The sequence below is a fragment of the Paenibacillus dokdonensis genome, assembly GCF_004916975.1.
In the GTDB taxonomy this organism is placed as follows: Bacteria; Bacillota; Bacilli; order Paenibacillales; family Paenibacillaceae; genus Paenibacillus_AQ; species Paenibacillus_AQ dokdonensis.
On record NZ_STGQ01000001.1, the window covers coordinates 3352895 to 3371716 of the forward strand.

Consider the following 18822-nt stretch of genomic DNA (forward strand, 5'->3'; position numbering starts at 1 on the left):
ACAGGATTTCCCCCTTCCTATCACATACCTCTACTCTATGAAGACAAGCTCCAAACTATGTCTTGTCTATTGATGCTGCTACTCTTCCGTAGGTTCCTCCCCCGCCGGAAGTGAGGGACAACGAGCCGTTTCTTGCCATGACAATTTGCTTTGCCATGCTGCCTCCAACAACCTCGGCCAGCTCCGCTTCGTCAGTTCTATGCAAAATGGACATTTCCGTTCCAAACCGGTCCAGCAGCTTTTTCATCGTGACTTTGCCAAGGCCCGGAATAAACTCCAGCGGCACCTGATAATGATAGGCTGGACGCGAAGCAGGACTCCAGGATTCCTTGCGGTCGGCGATATCCAGAATCCGGTCCAATACTCCCTGAACCTTCTTCAGTCCGCCGCAGTGCGGGCATGCGCCCGTCACGGCTTCATTCTGGTCCAGGATACGGCTGCAGCTCAGGCAATAAGTACGGTGGTATTTTCCAAGACGAGGATTCAAGCCGAAGTTGGCGGTTACCCGACGCCCCTCTTTATTGCCAAGCGCCAGAACAAGTTCATTAAAGCTTGGCTCCGCCAGCTTGATCCGGTTATACTCCCGGCCGATCTTCCCAAGGGAATGGGCATCCGAGTTCGTAACAAAGGTGAATCTGTCGAGCTCGGAAATCAATCCGGCCATCTCGGAATCAGAGCTGAGTCCAAGCTCCACGCCGCTGATCATATCCAGGTCCAGAACCTCGGACATACGGGGTGTCACGTTTCCATAAATACCTTTATGCGGGGTGAACACATGAGCAGGAATCATGATGCCGCCTCTGGCGTAGATTTCCTCCTGCAGCTTGCGTGCAGGCACATAAATACGCTGGGAGCTGAGATTGACATTTTTCATATGCTTCGTCATCCATGCCGTAAAATGCTGCATGACAGATAAATCCGGGAAATAAGCAAGCAGATGCGCGGCTCCCTTGCCTTCCTCGAAAATCTCAATTTCACTGCCTAGCAAAATCGTCGTGCCTTGGTAGGATATGCCTCCGCCTTCAAGTTCACTCATGTCACCTGCGTAAAGACAATCCATAATGTCCTTTTGCACTTCAGGCGAATGACAGTCGATGATCCCGATCAGGTCGATGCCCTTGCGGCCGGCAGCTTCCTTAGCGATATTGGCAAAAGACAGGTCCTTGCTGCCGCTGATTTTTACTGCCTGTCCAGAAGTCGTACGGCCAATATGGATATGCAGATCGGCGTAGTACTCATTTAAACAGCTGTTATCTTTTTGCGCCAAATCTTCAGCTTCCTTTTTCATAGCCCAAATGCCCCTGTCGCTTGCTTCAGCTTCAAGGCATAGACAGCCATAATGGTTTTGGCATCGCTGATTCTACCTGAAGCGACAGCCTCTTCCGCCTCTGCAAGAGAAAGCTCATAAAGTTCAAGAAATTCATCCTCATCCGGAGCAGCATCCCCGCTTTCGAGTTCTTCCGCTACATATAAATGAATGATCTCGTCAGCAAACCCCGGCGATGTATAGAAGGAGTGTAACAGTTTGATGTTTTTGCAAACATAACCGGTTTCCTCCTGCAGTTCCCGTTTGGCAGCCTCCAGCGGATCTTCCCCTTTTTCAAGCTTCCCTGCTGGTATTTCCAGCTCGCAGCGGCCCATAGCCTGCCGAAACTGATCCACCATAATGATTTTATCTCCATGCACTGCAATTACGGCTACCGCCCCTGGATGTTTGATAATCTCTCTGGAAGCTGCACTCCCATCCGGTAATTCGACGGTATCAATCTGCAGTGAAATGATCTTCCCTTCAAAAATGGGCTTGGTTGAGATCGTTACTTCGTCAAGTTTTGAGTTCTGTTTCGAAATTTCTTTCAACGTCTCATCTCTCCTTATTATAAAAACAAGCATGTTTGTACAAGCTGACACATATGGTGTTATTATAACAAACTTCAAGCGGAAAGAAGGAAGGCAAATGAAAAGCTACCGTACAGGCAACTCATTTCATATGGTTGGACAGGCTTGGCAGATCCGAATCATGCTTAAACAATGGATGAAAGAAACAGAACCTCATACCCCATTGGCAGCCATCCTGAATGGGTCTAAAGACAAATGTAATGGCTAAAGCAGTGTCAAAAGCATCGGTTTTTAGTAAATCTATCAATAAATGTGAGAAATGACATGGATTTTTCGTTTTTTTTAACTTTTTAATGCGCTTCTTATAACAAATGACAGCTAAAGTTGTTATATATAGCGGAGGGACAATGACCATGCTTTCCCGGATGGGGATAAATGACAATGATATAGCCCTTCAACTTACCTCCGCCGCTTCCCGATCACTCCCACATACCGCGATACTTGCTGCGGAAGCTCTCTGGGCACTTGGTACCTATAATGCAGCGGCAGAACTGTATACGTCTTTCATAGGTGAACAATCCTGCTCTGAATTTAATCAAGTCCACTACATACTATGTCTGATTTAAATAAAATCAATTCAAGGAAGCGCTCAACCTATGATCACGAACGCCAATGAATCATGATCGTGTACTGCTTGTGACTGCTCAGCAAATGATCAGAGTCACGGAAGTTATTCATGTATGTAAATGTTGCCTGTATGGTATGAAGGGAGGAATCGGCATGCCTGTCTTATCCAGGTATGAAGCTTTGGAAACAGCCAAAACCGCCATCACTCTAGGAAAGATCGATGAAGCGCTCACCATCCTATCAAGTCCGACAACACAGGAGTACAATGAATTAATCTATACCTTGTACCAACAGGGGTATCGTGAATTGGTCGCAATGCGAATATCCGAAATGGATCAGCTGCCTCTTTATGATCGAAGCCAGATATCGCTTGAAATTTGCTTCATTGCCGCCGAGATTCAATATGACGCCGGTCATTACGAGGAAGCCGCATCCGTATTTGAAGCGATTTACAGCACGGATCCTAACCATTCACCAGCCAGATTTGGTGCTGCCTCCTGCTACCTGCAGCAAACGAGAGGTTCTTTGATCTCCAGACTGGAAAGCAGCATCATCGACAGTGAAATGTTTCTCAAGACCGATCGTTATTTAAGCAATATCACTCGTGCTCTGCAGATACTGAATATTACACAGTGGCATACGGAATGGACACCAGCCCAGCAGCAGAATCATACGGCATCCTCAGCCAAATTATTTCATTAATATACATTAAAAAAAGGCTCTCCAAGCCGGTTTAGTATGCCGACTTGGAATAGCCTTTTTGTTATTTATTCTCTTATTTCGTTGTCTCACGAATAATACTGATAACCATTTCGGCTGCTTTCGCCATATCTACTGCACGAATACGTTCTTTGGTCGTATGAATATTTTCATAGCCAAGTGCCAAATTAACGGTTGGAACCCCCATACCATTAAAAATATTCGCGTCACTTCCGCCTCCGGAATGGAAAGTACGGCTGCTGAGATCTATATTTGCAATGGCCCGCTGCGCCAGCTGAACAACCTCATCATTCTCACCAAAGTTAAAGGCAGGATATACAATTTCACTGATGAATTCACATTTCGCTCCACATTCCTGTACGGCACTGTGCAGCGCTTCTCGCATATGTTCAATTTGGCGTTCGACTTTGTCCTGGACAATACTGCGCGCTTCTGCGTCAAGTTCGACATAATCGCATACCACATTGGTAGCACCGCCCCCGGCAAATTTACCGATGTTGGCTGTTGTCTCATGATCCAGTCTGCCCAGCTTCATACGGGATATCGCTTTGGAAGCTACCTGAATGGCACTGATACCGTCTTCCGGATTAACACCGGCATGAGCAGATTTTCCAAAGATCTTCATTTTAACTTTAGCTTGTGTTGGAGCGGCTACGGCTATGGCACCTATTTCACCATTGGAATCAATGGCGTAGCCCAGCTCTGCATCCAAATATTTCGGATCCATGCAGCGCGCTCCAAGTAATCCGGACTCTTCACCCGCTGTAATAACAAACTGAATTTGGCCATGATCAATTTGTTGTTCCTGAAGAACCTTAGTCGCTTCTAAAAGTACCGCTAGTCCAGCCTTGTCATCTGAACCAAGAATGGTTGTTCCATCACTTGTAATCCAGCCATCTTCACCAAGTGTTGGCTTAATGCCCTTGCCCGGCGTTACCGTATCCATATGGCATGTGAAGAACAGTTTGGGAGCTTTGGAACCCGGCGTTCCTTCTATTGTAACAATCAGATTACCTGCGCCGTGGCCTGTTCTTGACTTGGAGTCATCCTCGATAACCTTCAGTCCGAGGTCCGTGAATTTCTTTTTCAGAACGATAGAGATATCTTCTTCATGTCCTGTCTCGCTGTCCACTTTCACGAGTTCCATAAATTCTTCAACTAAACGGTCTTGTCTGATCATTGGACTTTCCTCTCTCTCATGGTTAAGTTACAATAAACATAGCAGCCTGTCTATCAAGATCAAAGTCATACTGCAATCCATATATCTTCAATCTGTAAAGGAGTAACTATGCAAAATAAAAAATGGTTTCGTGTTTTTATTTACCTGATGCTGATCGCCATGGTTGGCTCCGTTATTTTCGGAGTGGTTGAATCCCTGATCGCCCGCTGATTCAGCGGGCTGTATCAGTTACTTGTTCCCCATTCACCTCGTACGAAAAGACTTCGGTAAAGAAAGGCATGATTTCTTTCGCAACCTGTTCGACAGTAAAAGATTGACCCGTGCATTCTTCCATGGAAGTCACACCGAAATCCTGAATTCCGCAAGGGATTATTCCCTTAAAGCCCTGATCTTCGATCCCTGCCTTGATGTTAAATGCGAACCCGTGACTGGTTACAAACGCACGGCGACTGCGGCATTTATTGAATTTGACCCCGATTGCGCAAACTTTCAAATCCCCAACCCACACACCTGTATACTCAGGCTTACGTCCCGCCTCAATTCCATAGTGCTTTAAATAGTTGATAATGACTTGCTCAAGGCTGCGCAAATACCCGTGAAGATCCAGTCCTTCTCCTTCCAGCAGAAGCAAAGGATACCCTACCAGCTGTCCGGGTCCATGGTATGTAATATCACCACCGCGATCGATTTCGAATAAGCCGATGCCCTTCTCCTCCAGCTCTTGTTTGCTGAGAAGCAGATGCTCCGGATGTCTTTGGGAACCAATGGTGTAGGTTGGCGGATGCTGCAAGAGCAGCAGGGTATCCTGCTGCTCTCCAAGGTCAATGCTTTTTACGATTGATTTTTGCAAATCCCATGCTGCATCATAACCCATCATCGGCGTATAGGAAACATTAAGTGCTTTGCTCATGAATGAATCACGCCCTCTCCCTGATGATGAATGTACTGCCAGTTTTTAATAAACTTTAGTATCCAGCGTATAGGCTTCGATGTTTTCCTTGACACGCTGCAGGAATCGTCCGCAGATAACCCCATCAAGAATCCGGTGATCCAAGGACAAACAGATATTGGCCATGGAGCGGACCGCGATCATATCATTAATGACAACCGGACGCTTGACGATCGATTCGAATGTCAGAATAGCCGCCTGAGGGTAGTTGATAATCGGATAGGACAGGATGGAACCGAATGAACCCGTATTGTTGACGGTGAAGGTACCTCCCTGCATATCGTCAAGCTTTAGCTTGCCCTGGCGGGTCTTCGTAGCGAGCTCTTCGATCTCCCGTGCCAAGCCCGCAATATTCTTCTGATCCGCACGTTGAATGACAGGAGTCATAACTGAATCTTCCGTACCGACAGCCAGTGAAATATTGATATCGCGCTTAACGATGATTTTATTCACTGCCCATACGGAGTTCATAATCGGATAATCCTTGATCGCATTAACAACAGCCTTCAAGAAGAATGCCAGATACGTTAAATTATAACCTTCTCTGCGCTTAAATTCATCCTTCAGCTTGTTGCGCAGCAGCACGAGGTTGGTAACATCCACTTCTACCATTGTCCAAGCATGCGGAATTTCGGACACACTCTGGCGCATGCTGGTTGCAATTGCGTTGCGGAGCGGAGTTACATCAATCAGCGTCTCACGCTCACCGCCTCTTTCCACCTCTATAGGCGGAATTTTAGGATTTTCCGTCATATGCAGACCCGAATTTCTTTCCGGTGCGGGAGGCCGCGGAATATACTGTTCAGGTGTTACCGCGGGATTCGCATGCGGCAGATCCTTAAACGGTGACGGTGTCTCCTGTTGAGCCTGACCTGCTGCAGCCGAAGGGCTTCCATTGCCCCCCTTTTCTACAAAGGCAAGAACATCCTTGCGGGTGATCCGTCCACCCATGCCGGTTCCCTGTACCGCACTTAAGTTGACTCCATGCTCGGCAGCCAAAGATTGAACTGCCGGCGAATAGCGGCTTCTCATGGACTGGTCACCGGTATTACCGGCTGGAGCATTACTCGGAGATTCCTGATGAGGCTGAGTTTGAGCCGGAGCAGGAGCCTGGCCGGCAACAGCCATACGGCAAATAATCTCTCCCACACCAACCTTTTGGCCTTCTTCAGCGATTAATTCGGCCATCACACCATCCACTGTAGAAGGGATTTCGGCGTTAACCTTATCGGTTAGAACCTCACAAATCGGTTCGTATTGCTCGACTTTTTCCCCCGGCTGCTTCAACCATTTGGCGATGGTCGCCGAAACCAGTGACTCAGCCAGCTGCGGCATCACCACGTCGGTTAACTTTTGATTTTCTGACATGTTTTCACCCCTAAGCTTCCCTAGTAGATTGCCAATTGACGCATGGCTTCTTTCACTTTGTCTTTGCTCAGCATATAGAACTTTTCCATCGGCGGGCTGATCGGCATTGCAGGCACATCCGGGCTGCAGCAGCGCATGATCGGGGCATCCAGATCAAACAGGCATTCCTCGGAAATGATAGCGGCTACCTCGGCACCAACGCCGCCAGTTTTATTATCTTCATGAACAATCAGTACCTTGCCGGTCTTACGGACGGCTTCAATAATGCTGTCGCGGTCCAGCGGCTGCAGTGTACGCAAATCGAGAATTTGGGCGGTAATGCCTTCTTCCTTCTCCAGCTCTTCGGCAGCCTGCATGCAGAAATGAAGCGGCATGCTGTAGCCGATAACGGTAATATCCGCACCTTCTCGCAGCACATTTGCTTTACCGATCGGAACGGTATAATCGTCCAGAGGCACATCACCCTGTATCATTTTGTAGCATTTTTTATTTTCGAAAAAGAGCACAGGGTCCGGGTCCTGAATGGCCGCCTTGAGAAGTCCCTTTGCGTCATAAGCTGTGAACGGAGCGACAATTTTAAGGCCAGGTGTACCAAAAAATATGGATTCAGGACACTGGGAATGATACAACCCCCCGAAAATGCCTCCTCCAATTGGAGCTCTGACAACGATAGGACAGTTCCAGTCATTATTGGAGCGGTAACGGATTTTGGCTGCTTCACTGATAATTTGGTTCGTCGCAGGCAGCATGAAATCGGAATACTGCATTTCCGCAATGGGCTTCATGCCAACCATCGCGGCTCCAATGGCCACACCGGCAATCGCAGATTCAGCCAGCGGCGTATCCATAACCCGCTCCTCGCCGAACTGCTCCATCAGGCCTTTGGTTGTCGTGAACACACCACCTTTGACACCGACATCCTCACCGAGAACAAATACAGCTTCGTCTTTCTCCATCTCTTCCTTGATGGCCAGACGGATCGCATCGATATATTCCATTACTGCCATGTGGTTTCCCCCTCTTTACGATCATCCGCGTAGACATGAAGCATCGTGTCTTCTGGCTTCGGAAATGGCGCATTGTCCGCATACTCGGTTGCATCCTTAATTTCTAGCGCCAGCTGTTCCAGAAGATCCGCTTCCTTCGTCTCATCCCAAATACCGCAGTTCATCAAGTAAGCTTTAAAGCGGGCAACACCGTCATTCTTCCAATTTTCTTCTACTTCTTCTTTGGTCCGATAAGCCAAATCATTATCAGAAGTGGAATGCGGAGACAGGCGGTACATCATCGCTTCGATCAACGTCGGACCTTCTCCGCGGATCGCCCGTTCACGAGCTTCCTTGACCGCACGGTACACAGCAAGTGCATCATTGCCATCTACGCGGATACCAGGGAATCCGTAGCCCAGGGCGCGGTCGCTGACCTTGCCGCTAATCTGTTTATGAAGTGGAACCGAAATGGCATATTGATTGTTTTCGCACATAATGATGACAGGCAGTTTATGCACGCCGGCAAAGTTACAGCCCTCGTGGAAATCTCCCTGGTTGCTGGAGCCTTCACCAAATGTGACAAAAGAGACCAGCTCCTGCTTTCTCATCTTGGCAGCCAGTGCAACGCCTACTGCGTGAGGAACCTGCGTCGTAACGGGACTTGATCCGGTGACGATCCGCAGTCTTTTGGAGCCGAAGTGGCCCGGCATTTGACGACCGCCGCTGTTCGGATCCTCTGCCTTCGCGAAAGCGGAGAGCATCAGTTCACGAACGGTCATACCTACGGTTAAAACAAAACCATAATCGCGGTAATACGGCAGGAAATAATCCTTTTCCCGATCCAAAGCAAACGCGGCAGCTACCTGTGCGGTCTCCTGACCAACGCCTGAAACGTGGAAGTTAATTTTACCTGCCCGCTGCAGCAGCAAATTACGCTCATCAAACTTTCGTGCGAGCAGCATATATCTGTACATGTCAATCACTTGTCCGTTGCTGAGTCCAAGCTGCTCATGCTCATGTCCTGTTCCAACAGTACCTTGTTCATTCATGGGAGGTACCTCCTTATTAATAAAGCCTTCGACCAAATTCTTAACCTGCTATTAAAACCTGGTACTAAGACTTGGGTTAACCTTATTATAATCCTTTACGCCCCAAAAAAAAAGAAGGTTTTATAACTTTTCTCTACCGCGTGCTTACGCTTCCCGGTTTACAACCCTATCGACAAACCATCCACGGCCAGCATGCCTTCTCCGATAACCTCAGCAAGCGTTGGGTGAGGATGTACCATCTGCCCTACTTCCCACGGTGTCGCATCCAGGAGCTGTGCCAGGGCCGCTTCACTAATCAGGTCAGTCACATGGGCACCGATCATTTGAACTCCAAGGATGTCATTGCTCCTAGCATCAGCTACAACCTTGACAAAGCCCTCTTTTCTTCCATGTACCAATGCCTTGCCGATCGCCTGAAACGGGAACTTGCCGACTTTGACTTCCATTCCTTTTTGGCGTGCTTCTTTTTCCGTTATACCTACACTCGCCACTTCAGGCCGGGTATATACACAGCGTGGAATCATATGCTGCGGAACGGGATGAACCGCTTCACCGGCAAGATGGTTCACGGCTGCAATACCTTCATGACTGGCGGCATGGGCCAGCTGCAAACCTCCAATGACATCTCCGATCGCATAGATATGAGCTTCGCCGGTTTGCAAATGCTGGTTAACCGCGATGAAGCCGCGTTCAACACGTACATCTGTGTTCTCCAGGCCGATATTTTCCACGTTGGCTTGTCGTCCGACAGATACTAGAATACTTGAAGCAGTAAGTGTTTCTGTTTTTTCACCCTTACTTACATCAATGCTGACATGTCCGTCCTGAACCTGATATGTATCTGTCTGTACGGTGCTGCCTGTGTGTATGATGACTCCGCGCTTCACAAGAAGCTTTTGCAGCTCACGCGCCACATCCTCATCTTCTGCAGGGAGCAGCTGCTGCGCGGTTTCAACGATAGTGACCTGAACGCCGAAGTCATTCAGCATGGAAGCCCATTCGACACCAATCACGCCGCCGCCAATGATAATGATGGATTGTGGAAGCTCGTCCATCACAAGCGCATCATCACTTGTTAGAATATAACGGCCATCCGGTTCAAGACCTGGAAGATGGCGTGGACGCGAACCTGTTGCGATAATCAGATTCGTTGGTACGATTGTTTCCATCTCACCATCTGCCAGCTCGACGGCTACAGCTCCACTTTTCGGTGAAAAAATAGATGGACCGATCACTCGTCCTTTGCCCTGAAGCACTTGAATCTTATTTTTCCGCATCAAATACTGAACTCCTTGGTGCAGCTGATCTACTATGGCAGATTTTCGGTTCTGTACCTTGGGGAAAACCAGAGTCGCTCCAGAGGTCTCAATTCCGAAGCTTTCGCTTTCACGAATTTCTGCATATACTTCAGCACTCCGCAGAAGCGATTTGCTTGGAATACAGCCGCGGTGAAGGCAGGTGCCTCCCAGTTTGTCCGCTTCAATGATGACGACCTGTTTGCCGAGTTGAGCGGCCCGAATTGCAGCTACGTATCCCCCGGTTCCTCCGCCAAGCACAGCTACATCACATGTTATTGTCATGTTCAACCCCCACATTTATTATTAATTTTTAATTATGGATTTCATTTTTACTGAGCAATCCCCATGAATCTGTATTCATATATCTTTTATATTGTACTCTCTTTTTCCTTCATTACAAATCGGATTGGCTGATGAAATGGACAGAAGTTCATGAAAACGGTATGATATAATTAAGCTAAAAAGAACGACAGGAAGGGATTTTCCATATGAAATTAATGATTTCCCGATTCATTGCCATTCTTATTCTTGTTGTGCCTGGACTGATGGCCATGACAGGTTTTTTATTTATGAAAGACGCCGTATTCGCGTTCTACTCGGTTCATGGTGATGCGAGCATATCCAATCCAACTTTTGGATGGGGCCATTTCATACTCGGCTTACTGTTGTTCCTGATCGGCATGAGCTTTCTTGGCGGATGGATATTGTACCGGGACCGCAAACGGAATTATGTCGGACCAAGGTTCAAGGAAAAGCGGAAACCCAAGCCTCCCGCACAGCCAACTTCATAAGCACAACAAAACCCCGCCGCATGTTCATTTGTGGTGGGGTCTTTTAGATTTTACGGGTTGGTTGAGACAAGGTCGTTATATGAGTGTTAAAATCCGGTCCGCTTGCGATGACATCCAGAGCCACATCTTCTTGCTCTTCTCTTTCCTTATTACCTAAAACCGGCAGCGAAGTTAGTGTATTGCTGGTCAAAATCACTTTCAACTCGTTATTTCGATTGTAAAGCACGGACTCCACGACAAAAAAGCCGGACAGGAGAGCGCCTATAACGGCAATCTGCTGGGGGCTTAATTCCACCGCCAATGCTGAAGATCGAAGCGGCTTCTTTTTGGGAGAAGCATTGTAATTACGCTGCGGCTTCTTTCTGGAACGGCCCACTTCATCACCCCGCCATATCTGATGTACTCCTTTTACAGGATATAACGGCAGAGTGAAATTGGTGTATCTTAATCAGAAAATAACCGCTGCACCCTTTATTCGTACAAAGCATCCTTCAGCTTGGTCGACATTCTCGACCCCTTATTTGTGCTTTTCAAAATCGTTCTGCGTAAAGCATGATTCTGCTGGATTGAAGTACCTAAGTCCTCCAGCATTTCATCCAGAAGCGCTTTTACTTCCGGTACTTGCTCAATGTCTTTCGACATGCCGGATATTCTTTCTTTATACTGTTCAATCTTCTCAAGCATGATTGCATTCCTCCGTAATCACTTAGACTTTCCTTCTCTAACCTTACCACTTTCTACCCTGAACACGCCAGTCCGCAAAAGTCTATAGCCACTCCCAACAGATTATGGTACTCTATAAAAGTCGCCATTTTTCGTGATTCTTCATCCTATGAAAGACCTGCTTCAAGTGGGAAAGGAGCATAAAAGTGAATAGAGGACGGATTACCGTAATTACGGGACCCATGTTTAGTGAAAAATCAGGAGAACTGATCCGCAGATGCCAAAAGCTGGTTCAATACGGACGGAAAAAGCTGGTTGCTTACAAGCCAGCTGAGGATCAGCGTTATGCGAAGGATGAAATCGTCAGCCGTATCGGTTACAGACTGCCGGCCATTTCCATCCCGAAACATCTCACTGATGAGCTTACGGCTAAAATTATCAGCGAAACAGCCGATGCAGATGTGGTTGCTTTCGATGAGGTGCAATTCTTTAACAAACCGATCCTCGGAATTGTTGAAGAGCTGGCGTACCGCGGCAAGCATGTCATCGTAGACGGCTTGAATCTGGATTACAGAGGCAAAGAGTTTGGATTTATCGGCGGACTGCTTGCTATGGCGGATGATATTCAGCAGCTGACCGCTTTTTGCGCGGTTTGCGGCAGCCCCGAGGCTGTCTTTACGCAGCGGATTGTCAACGGTAAACCCGCCCCGCACGGCTCGATCATACTGATCGGCGATTCTGATGATTATGAACCTCGCTGCCGGAACTGCTTTGTTCCTCCCCACAAAGTTCAATAAGATCAATAGAATAACGAAAAGCTCTTCATTTCGAAGAGCTTTTTTGCTGTGCCTGTATATGATCAGGTTCGTAATTCCGTGCTGCCGGAATGAACTCCGAAGGTATGACTTCTCTTGCTTGGATAGGATTTTGCCTGAATATTCTGATTTTTGTTTCGTATAAAAAGGGCTTTTCTTCCCACACCTTCTTCGGCATCGTAAGTATGAACGAACCATCCCTCGTCGGGACAGTCGAAGTATAATCTACCGGTGACCCGGAACGGACACCAATCATGATCCCCTGGTAGACGGCACCTGGAAGCAATTTCATTTGCAGCATATCTGTATTGCCCTCTATCATCGTTCCTTGCAGGGTAATGTCTGTCTCCAAACTCGTCTGATGCGGAATAGGGATATAGACATCTTTTTGCAGCTCATACGTCTTTTCATCCATTTTCACTTGCAGACTGACCGCTTGAATATTTTGGGGAATAGCTTCTATGAGATAATCCCCCTCCTTGCCTGAAGGCTCTGAAGCAGTCAAGGGCTCCGACTTATCGTCTCCCAAAAGCTCCACGACAGCACCTGAAACCGGCTTGCCGTTACTGTCCTTGATTATGCCGTACCATCCGTACCTGTCAAACATCAGCGCCGGAAAGAAGGTTTTCATTTCCAGCTGTGCCTGGGCGTGGATTTCAACTTGATCCGGATCAGCTGCAGAGATATTGACTTGATGTACTTTAATCGGATAGGCAATTTGCAGCTCTGCTTGTTCCTTCATTAATGTAGACTGCATAACTTTGTTCATCGGTTTACCAGAGACAGTGGCTTCTTTCAGCGATTGAATATGCACCGGAACCTTGAGCGGCTGGCTTTGATCCAATAATACAGAAAAATCTCCATCACCGTTTGTTCTCACGGTTTTAATGGTTGATACGGCAACTAGCGCATGGGTCACTGGTTTTCCATCCATAAGTACTTGTCCATGAATGGTGGTCATATGTGAGTTATCCATTTGCCAGGCCTTGACAGGTAGTTCTGTATTCATAAGCTTGATTTCGCCATGATGTTCCTTTTCATTAGCACTGCATCCAAAGAGCATCATCAGCACAATGAGCATAAGTATTCCAGTTTTTTTCATGTCCCTCTTCACTTTGTAAATGAGATTTGGTTTGAGTTTTTAAATACCGAATCTAGCAAGAAAGACAGGGATAATGTTCCCTGCCTTTCTATAGGTTCTCTAGGTTTTGATTTCTTTAAGATTTTGGGGTTTCAGCCTTAATATGCGTCGGATCTTTGGCAGCTGGCTTTTGCAGCTGGTCCGATGACATCGTATCGCCTGGCTTGATTTCTTTCTCGATAAACCGGCTGAAGTTAGTTTCATAGAAAGTCGGTGACTTTTCCCATGCTTCTTTCGGTAGGGTCAGGATGAATTCACCCTTCTCATCTGGTATTGTCACCTGATACTTCACATCATCGCCTACATCCAAGCCAACCATAATACCGGTATACAGTGCACCTGGAGCCTCTTTACTGACCAGAGTTGGCGGCTCATCCTTAATGTAAGTTCCGTCTTTTGGCAAAGTGATATTGGTTTCGATACTCGTTTCATCCGGGAAGAAATACACTTTATTCGGAGGCAAAGTATATTTAACCCCCTTGTAGCCTACTTCCAGATTGATTTCTTCATCATCCTCCGGAATATAGTACATGCTGTATTTTCCGTCTTTATCTGTCGGTGTGGACTTCGCAAAGCCTTCGCCGCCGTCACGCGTGATCCATACCACTGCATTTTCAGCCGGCTTGTTATCCGCATTTTTTACGATTCCATGAATGCTATATTTATCCTCATGAACGACCGGCCATTGTTCGCCGTTCTTCATCTCTGCTTTGATGTGAACATCAACCTTGCTGGAATCTGTGGCATTCACGCTCGTATTCTGCACCTTTAGCGGATAGTACACTTGGAGGGGTGTTTCTGCATTCAGCAGCTTCTCCGATTCCTTCTTATCGATATCCTTACCATCGACTTTAGCTTTATCGATTGATGTTACCTTAATGTTCACCGTTGAAATCAAGCTTTGATCAACCAGCATTTCAAATGAGCCGTCTTTATCTGTTATCACAGTGTGATTATTGTTACCAACCCTCACTTCCGCGTTTTCAACCGGCTTGTCACCGATCATCAGCTTGCCTTTTACAGGTTTCGTATGAGAATAATCCATACTCCATTGTTTGACTGGAAAGGATGTCTGGTCAACATTCAACTTTGCATCAGCAGCTTCTTTACCGCTGCCGCAACCCACTAGTGAAACGGCAAGCACTCCCAAAATGGATAGTTGGGATATTTTACGCATTCTTTTCGGCTCCCTTCCTAACTGATCCTAAAAGTACACAAGGACAGGCTGTCAAATGCCCACAACCTGCCCAGTGTGTTTATACCAACAGATTATTTCTTGGAGTGTGCGCTGCTGTCGTCAGCACTGCCTTCATGACCTTGCGTTTTATCTCCGCCAAGACCAAAGACCATAATTTGCGGTTTGGAACCACCTGTCGTTTGAACAAAGTAATCCTTGCCGTCTACAGTAAAGAAGGAAGGTGCAGCACCGATATTGTCACCCGTTGTTTGGAAGGTCCATACGAGCTTACCCGTTTTGATATCCATCGCGTTCATTTTACCGTCAAGTTCACCATAGAAAGCAAGACCGGCGCTATTGCTAGTAAAGCCGCCTCTCATCATATCGGTGGTTTTGTTTTGGTATGCCACTTTACCTGTGTTCATGTCAATTGCGGTAACTGTACCATAGGATTTGATATTATCTGGAGCTGCCCCCATGGATGTACCAAAAGCTTTGGCTCCAACGTAAGCATCATTGTACGCTTCATCCGTTGATTTTGCGGATTTAAGAACATTTGGTGCTTCGATACCAGGGATCAGAACAAAGTTGGATTCTGGATCATAGGTTTCTGGTGCATAGTTTTCGCCGCCAAGTGTACCTGGGTATACCAGAACGCCTTCAGGAGTTGGTTTTGGATGGTCGATTTTTGCAAAAGGTACGCCGTCATAGATAACTTTGCCTGTTGCAGCATCCCATGCCCACCATTGACCGGATTTACCGCCTTCAACAACAACCTTTTGCTGTTTGCCGTTCACCGTTGCATTCATCAGCATTGGAGAAGCAGCTGCGTCATAGTCCCAAAGATCATGGCTGATTTCTTGCTTAGCCCATTTCAATTTGCCCGAAGCTGCATCAACAGCAACAACAGAGTCAGTGTATGGATTCGCACCTGGACGATCCTCACCATAAAAGTCAGGAGCCGGGTTACCTACGGCGAAGTACATGATTCCGGTTTCTTCATCGATGGTTACAGGGCACCATACTGCGCCGCCACCTTGGTATTTGTTGCCTGCGAGCCAATCTTGGCCCTTAGGTGGTACTGTCCAGAATGGGGAATCCCAAGCAGGAGTCAGGTCACTGGCTTTGTAAGCCATAACGAAACCACGTGCGCCGTTATCGCCACCGCTGCTGCCGATGTAGATGTTACCTTTATAGTAAATTGGAGCTGTTGTTTCATAGTAGCCGTTTGCAAGAGTTACTTCAGGCATCGTATTAGAAATTGGCTCCATTTTAATCAGCTTGCCTGTTTTTTGATCCAGTGCAACGACATTGTTGTCGATAGTCAGCATGAATACTTTACCTTCCGCTACCGCCACACCACGGTTTGCAACAATGCCCGCTTTTTTGAAATTAGCCGCTTGAGCTTCGTCAGGTTTCCAATGCCATAATTGCTTGCCGCTAAGCGCGTCAAATGCGAACACCTGGCTGCCGCTGACCGATACATATACCACGCCGTCAGCTACAACAGGATAACTTTGGTTACCGTTCAAAATGGAACTGTCAATTTTCTTGAAATCTGCAGACCAGATAACGCCAAGATCCTTGGCATTGTCCGCTGTAATCCCTTTGTATGGAACATGGCGTGTATTGCCGAGATCATAACCCCATGTCGGATAGTTTTCAAACTTTTTGTTTCCTTCAGTCGCATCCCCCAGTTTGGAAGTAATTCCATAAGCGCTGTCCTTCGAGTCCGTGCTGGTGTTGGAATCTGTTTTTGCAGTCGAATCGGTTTGTGATTTCGTGTCATCCGCCTTTTTATCATCCGCAGCGGTTCCGCAAGCAGACAGCAACATCGTTGCAGCGATGATAGCACTAGCTAATTTCATTTGATGTTTCACAAAAATGCCCCCTAATAATTAATATAATTGCTAATTACCTTGAAGCCTACAATATAGCAGCATCATTTCAACACTTTATTCAAACACATGCAAAGGAGCCCAAACAATATTATGTATGGGTGATCATCTTGGCCAAATGTCTGGCTTGAAATCGCATGCAATTTGAAATTCAGCGGTTTATATTGATCTACTTATTTGAAGACCACGCAGTGACTTTCCCAGATGCATGATAGACGCACAGCTCCGATGTTTGCTATGTTCATCAAGCGACTTTCTTTTTCACACCTTACAAACGTCTTACATGGAATAAGCAGATGGGGTTTCCGTTATTTATCGATATCGTCCTTGGATTTGCACTAATGCATCGGTTCATTAAATATCTGTTCAGGCTGTATCCAATAAAGGAATCTGCTTTTCATTACCCCTTTTCTTTCCGTTGCAAACTAAAGTAAGCAATGTTAATAAAATTACAAATAATGCTACCAAACGTTAAGTAGCATACTCCTCGTTAACAATTTCGTCAATATTTGTTCATATTACATTTTTGTCATATGATTATTGTCATGGATTTCTCGATTGTTTGAACATTCAAATAACATTTCTTTACGTTCTATTAATCACTAAATATCATCTTGATTCTGCATATTCAAATTAATTTTATGTTGACACTGACATACGAAAAGCGTAAACTCGTGTTTTGTAATGGTTAATCAACTTAGCCACATAGATAAAAAGGGGAGGCACATAGAAATGAAAAAGAAATTATTTTCTCTGATCGCTGTCGCTGCTCTTTCTGCAACCGTTCTTGCTGCATGCGGCAACGATGATTCCAGTTCCAGCAGTGCATCTGATTCTTCATCTACCGCAGGCGGAGCTACAAAAGAAATCACTGTAAACGCAAAAAGCTTTGAGTTCACACCATCCGAAATCAAAGTGAAAAAAGGCGACAAAGTGAAGTTGACTTTCAAAAACACAGAAGGTGCACATGGTCTGGAAATTCCTGAGTACAATGTGAACCTGCAAAAAGATGGCACAGCCGAATTTACAGCTGACAAAGCCGGTAGCTTTGACTTTGATTGCTCCGTAATGTGCGGTGCTGGTCATGATAACATGACCGGTAAATTGATCGTAGAGGAATAATCTATTTATTTGTCATATATCTTTCATTTAAGCAAAAAACTCTTCAACTTTGTAAAAGTTGAAGAGTTTTTTTAATCTTCCCACACATCATCCATCATTTTTTTGATTTCTTCGCTGCGTGTACGCGTTAGTTCGGGGTTAGGGAGCCACTTATCTCCATTCCACTCCACAACATCGCCCCGCTTCACATGGGAAGCAACATTGATTTTCGGAATGTTTTCTACGCTTCCGTCAATTTCAATCTTGCAGTACTCTTCTTCGAATCCTTCAACATATCCTTTATGGCCTTTCACATGAGCCACTCACCTTTCTGTGACAATATGAAGTGAATTCCCGTCCGATGTAATTTCAATGGTACCCTGTTTGTCATTACGGTAAACCTCGACTCCCTGCTTCTGCAAACGGCTTAACACCGCACTTTTGGGATGACCATAGGTATTATCTTTACCTACCTGAATAACTGCATATTTCGGATTTACCGTCTTCAAAAACTTTAAGGTTGTGGATGAGTTGGAGCCATGATGGCCCACCAGCATGACATCTGCCTGCAAATCCGCACCCGAAGCGAGCATTGCTTTTTCACTTTCAGCTTCAGCATCACCTGTCAGCAGAAATGAATTTTTGCCATAGGTAACCTTCACCACTGCGCTCATATTATTCGTATCCTCGTAAGTACCCTTTGGAGCAACCATTTCCACATGCACCTGATCATCCAGATCCCAGGACAAACCTGCTTTGGCCGTCTTGACTTTGAGTCCTTTGTTCTTAATCGACTTCAACAGGGATTCAAAAGTTTTCGTATTGGATTGCACCTTGGGCATATAGATGGTTGTAACCGGGATATGGTCAATAACCTTATCCAGACCTCCGATATGGTCCGCATCGGGATGCGTTCCAATGACAACATCAAGCTTGGATATATGGTATTTTTTCATGTAATCCAGCATCGTTTGTTCCTTGTCATTATTGCCTGCATCGATCAGCATTGTTTTCCCAGAAGGAGTGACCAAAAGCTGTGAAGCACCCTGCCCCACATCCAGAAAATATACCTTTAACTTCTTTCCGTCCACTGAATCCGATTTTCCGGTATCCGGGATACTTCCTATGCTGCAGCCTGAAAAAGTGAATATACATATTGCCGCAAGCATGGAAATAATCATTGTGTATGTACTCTTAGATGTTTTCATATACTTCCTTTC

The 18822-nt window shown here is 46.2% G+C and carries 21 protein-coding genes; 6 read left to right on the top strand and 15 right to left on the bottom strand.

Annotated elements, in window-relative coordinates:
• Positions 1-55: 55 nt before the first annotated feature.
• Positions 56-1288, bottom strand: coding sequence for an endonuclease Q family protein (locus E6W40_RS15445; protein WP_136606266.1), 1233 nt, complete (start codon positions 1286-1288; stop codon positions 56-58).
• Positions 1285-1857, bottom strand: a complete 573-nt coding sequence (locus E6W40_RS15450; RefSeq protein WP_246073021.1) for an NUDIX hydrolase — start codon at positions 1855-1857, stop codon at positions 1285-1287. The genes E6W40_RS15445 and E6W40_RS15450 overlap by 4 nt, the downstream gene beginning before the upstream one ends.
• Before the next feature lie 97 nt (positions 1858-1954).
• Between E6W40_RS15450 and mciZ the strand changes: the two genes are divergently transcribed.
• Together mciZ and E6W40_RS15460 are read left to right on the top strand one after the other, a co-directional pair.
• Positions 1955-2104 carry a Z-ring formation inhibitor MciZ gene (gene mciZ / locus E6W40_RS15455; RefSeq protein ID WP_136606268.1) on the top strand — a complete coding sequence of 50 codons (150 nt, stop codon included), beginning with the start codon at positions 1955-1957 and terminating at the stop codon, positions 2102-2104.
• A gap of 512 nt (positions 2105-2616) precedes the next feature.
• The gene (locus E6W40_RS15460) at positions 2617-3165 is read left to right on the top strand and encodes a tetratricopeptide repeat protein (RefSeq protein WP_168928943.1); all 549 of its coding nucleotides are present in this window, start codon (positions 2617-2619) and stop codon (positions 3163-3165) included.
• Positions 3166-3238: 73 nt separating this feature from the next.
• Here the strand turns inward: E6W40_RS15460 and E6W40_RS15465 are convergent, their stop codons facing one another.
• Positions 3239-4363, bottom strand: a complete 1125-nt coding sequence (locus E6W40_RS15465) for a M20/M25/M40 family metallo-hydrolase (RefSeq protein ID WP_136606270.1) — start codon at positions 4361-4363, stop codon at positions 3239-3241.
• Between the two features lie 108 nt (positions 4364-4471).
• Here E6W40_RS15465 and prli42 point away from each other — a divergent pair, with 108 nt between their 5' ends.
• Positions 4472-4573, top strand: coding sequence for a stressosome-associated protein Prli42 (prli42, locus tag E6W40_RS15470; protein ID WP_136606271.1), 102 nt, complete (start codon positions 4472-4474; stop codon positions 4571-4573).
• Between the two features lies 1 nt (position 4574).
• On the opposite strand, the gene lipB is transcribed toward prli42, so the two are convergent.
• The 5 genes from lipB to lpdA form a co-directional block, all read right to left on the bottom strand.
• A complete protein-coding gene (gene lipB / locus E6W40_RS15475; RefSeq protein ID WP_136606272.1) occupies positions 4575-5273 on the bottom strand; it encodes a lipoyl(octanoyl) transferase LipB in 699 nt (232 codons plus the stop codon).
• Between the two features lie 45 nt (positions 5274-5318).
• Positions 5319-6680: a dihydrolipoamide acetyltransferase family protein gene (locus tag E6W40_RS15480; protein ID WP_136606273.1), complete on the bottom strand. Its 1362-nt coding sequence runs from the start codon at positions 6678-6680 to the stop codon at positions 5319-5321.
• Between the two features lie 20 nt (positions 6681-6700).
• A complete protein-coding gene (locus tag E6W40_RS15485) occupies positions 6701-7687 on the bottom strand; it encodes an alpha-ketoacid dehydrogenase subunit beta (RefSeq protein ID WP_136606274.1) in 987 nt (328 codons plus the stop codon).
• Positions 7678-8718 carry a thiamine pyrophosphate-dependent dehydrogenase E1 component subunit alpha gene (locus E6W40_RS15490; protein ID WP_136606275.1) on the bottom strand — a complete coding sequence of 347 codons (1041 nt, stop codon included), beginning with the start codon at positions 8716-8718 and terminating at the stop codon, positions 7678-7680. The genes E6W40_RS15485 and E6W40_RS15490 overlap by 10 nt, the downstream gene beginning before the upstream one ends.
• A gap of 158 nt (positions 8719-8876) precedes the next feature.
• Positions 8877-10298: a dihydrolipoyl dehydrogenase gene (gene lpdA / locus E6W40_RS15495; RefSeq protein WP_136606276.1), complete on the bottom strand. Its 1422-nt coding sequence runs from the start codon at positions 10296-10298 to the stop codon at positions 8877-8879.
• A 206-nt stretch (positions 10299-10504) separates the two neighbouring features.
• Between lpdA and E6W40_RS15500 the strand changes: the two genes are divergently transcribed.
• On the top strand, positions 10505-10807 hold the full coding sequence (locus E6W40_RS15500) for a DUF2627 domain-containing protein (RefSeq protein WP_136606277.1): 303 nt from the start codon (positions 10505-10507) through the stop codon (positions 10805-10807).
• Between the two features lie 43 nt (positions 10808-10850).
• Here E6W40_RS15500 and E6W40_RS15505 read toward each other — a convergent pair whose 3' ends face one another.
• Positions 10851-11183: a hypothetical protein gene (locus E6W40_RS15505; protein ID WP_136606278.1), complete on the bottom strand. Its 333-nt coding sequence runs from the start codon at positions 11181-11183 to the stop codon at positions 10851-10853.
• Positions 11184-11278: 95 nt separating this feature from the next.
• Entirely contained in the window at positions 11279-11491 is a 213-nt protein-coding gene (locus E6W40_RS15510) for a hypothetical protein (protein ID WP_136606279.1), read from the bottom strand.
• Between the two features lie 185 nt (positions 11492-11676).
• Between E6W40_RS15510 and E6W40_RS15515 the strand changes: the two genes are divergently transcribed.
• A complete protein-coding gene (locus E6W40_RS15515) occupies positions 11677-12267 on the top strand; it encodes a thymidine kinase (protein WP_136606280.1) in 591 nt (196 codons plus the stop codon).
• Between the two features lie 25 nt (positions 12268-12292).
• Here the strand turns inward: E6W40_RS15515 and E6W40_RS15520 are convergent, their stop codons facing one another.
• From E6W40_RS15520 to E6W40_RS15530, 3 genes are all read right to left on the bottom strand, one after another.
• Positions 12293-13387: a peptidase associated/transthyretin-like domain-containing protein gene (locus E6W40_RS15520; RefSeq protein WP_136606281.1), complete on the bottom strand. Its 1095-nt coding sequence runs from the start codon at positions 13385-13387 to the stop codon at positions 12293-12295.
• Between the two features lie 115 nt (positions 13388-13502).
• Positions 13503-14603: a hypothetical protein gene (locus tag E6W40_RS15525; protein WP_136606282.1), complete on the bottom strand. Its 1101-nt coding sequence runs from the start codon at positions 14601-14603 to the stop codon at positions 13503-13505.
• Between the two features lie 92 nt (positions 14604-14695).
• Positions 14696-16483: a pyrroloquinoline quinone-dependent dehydrogenase gene (locus tag E6W40_RS15530; protein WP_136606283.1), complete on the bottom strand. Its 1788-nt coding sequence runs from the start codon at positions 16481-16483 to the stop codon at positions 14696-14698.
• Positions 16484-17233: 750 nt separating this feature from the next.
• On the opposite strand from E6W40_RS15530, the gene E6W40_RS15535 reads away from it, so the two are divergent.
• Positions 17234-17623 carry a cupredoxin domain-containing protein gene (locus E6W40_RS15535; protein ID WP_136606284.1) on the top strand — a complete coding sequence of 130 codons (390 nt, stop codon included), beginning with the start codon at positions 17234-17236 and terminating at the stop codon, positions 17621-17623.
• A gap of 71 nt (positions 17624-17694) precedes the next feature.
• On the opposite strand, the gene E6W40_RS15540 is transcribed toward E6W40_RS15535, so the two are convergent.
• Together E6W40_RS15540 and E6W40_RS15545 are read right to left on the bottom strand one after the other, a co-directional pair.
• Positions 17695-17916 carry a DUF3006 domain-containing protein gene (locus E6W40_RS15540; RefSeq protein WP_246073022.1) on the bottom strand — a complete coding sequence of 74 codons (222 nt, stop codon included), beginning with the start codon at positions 17914-17916 and terminating at the stop codon, positions 17695-17697.
• A gap of 9 nt (positions 17917-17925) precedes the next feature.
• On the bottom strand, positions 17926-18810 hold the full coding sequence (locus E6W40_RS15545) for a ComEC/Rec2 family competence protein (protein ID WP_136606286.1): 885 nt from the start codon (positions 18808-18810) through the stop codon (positions 17926-17928).
• Between the last annotated feature and the right edge of the window lie 12 nt (positions 18811-18822).

Excerpts from the sequence above, each read along its gene's own strand:
- E6W40_RS15465 (WP_136606270.1), bottom strand. The coding sequence starts at position 4,363 with ATGATCAGACAAGACCGTTTAGTTGAAGAATTTATGGAACTCGTGAAA.
- E6W40_RS15445 (WP_136606266.1), bottom strand. The coding sequence starts at position 1,288 with ATGAAAAAGGAAGCTGAAGATTTGGCGCAAAAAGATAACAGCTGTTTA.
- E6W40_RS15460 (WP_168928943.1), top strand. The coding sequence starts at position 2,617 with ATGCCTGTCTTATCCAGGTATGAAGCTTTGGAAACAGCCAAAACCGCC.
- E6W40_RS15490 (WP_136606275.1), bottom strand. The coding sequence starts at position 8,718 with ATGAATGAACAAGGTACTGTTGGAACAGGACATGAGCATGAGCAGCTT.
- lpdA (WP_136606276.1), bottom strand. The coding sequence starts at position 10,298 with ATGACAATAACATGTGATGTAGCTGTGCTTGGCGGAGGAACCGGGGGA.
- E6W40_RS15485 (WP_136606274.1), bottom strand. The coding sequence starts at position 7,687 with ATGGCAGTAATGGAATATATCGATGCGATCCGTCTGGCCATCAAGGAA.
- E6W40_RS15520 (WP_136606281.1), bottom strand. The coding sequence starts at position 13,387 with ATGAAAAAAACTGGAATACTTATGCTCATTGTGCTGATGATGCTCTTT.
- mciZ (WP_136606268.1), top strand. The coding sequence starts at position 1,955 with ATGAAAAGCTACCGTACAGGCAACTCATTTCATATGGTTGGACAGGCT.
- E6W40_RS15525 (WP_136606282.1), bottom strand. The coding sequence starts at position 14,603 with ATGCGTAAAATATCCCAACTATCCATTTTGGGAGTGCTTGCCGTTTCA.
- E6W40_RS15480 (WP_136606273.1), bottom strand. The coding sequence starts at position 6,680 with ATGTCAGAAAATCAAAAGTTAACCGACGTGGTGATGCCGCAGCTGGCT.
- lipB (WP_136606272.1), bottom strand. The coding sequence starts at position 5,273 with ATGAGCAAAGCACTTAATGTTTCCTATACGCCGATGATGGGTTATGAT.
- E6W40_RS15510 (WP_136606279.1), bottom strand. The coding sequence starts at position 11,491 with ATGCTTGAGAAGATTGAACAGTATAAAGAAAGAATATCCGGCATGTCG.
- E6W40_RS15545 (WP_136606286.1), bottom strand. The coding sequence starts at position 18,810 with ATGAAAACATCTAAGAGTACATACACAATGATTATTTCCATGCTTGCG.
- E6W40_RS15535 (WP_136606284.1), top strand. The coding sequence starts at position 17,234 with ATGAAAAAGAAATTATTTTCTCTGATCGCTGTCGCTGCTCTTTCTGCA.
- prli42 (WP_136606271.1), top strand. The coding sequence starts at position 4,472 with ATGCAAAATAAAAAATGGTTTCGTGTTTTTATTTACCTGATGCTGATC.
- E6W40_RS15500 (WP_136606277.1), top strand. The coding sequence starts at position 10,505 with ATGAAATTAATGATTTCCCGATTCATTGCCATTCTTATTCTTGTTGTG.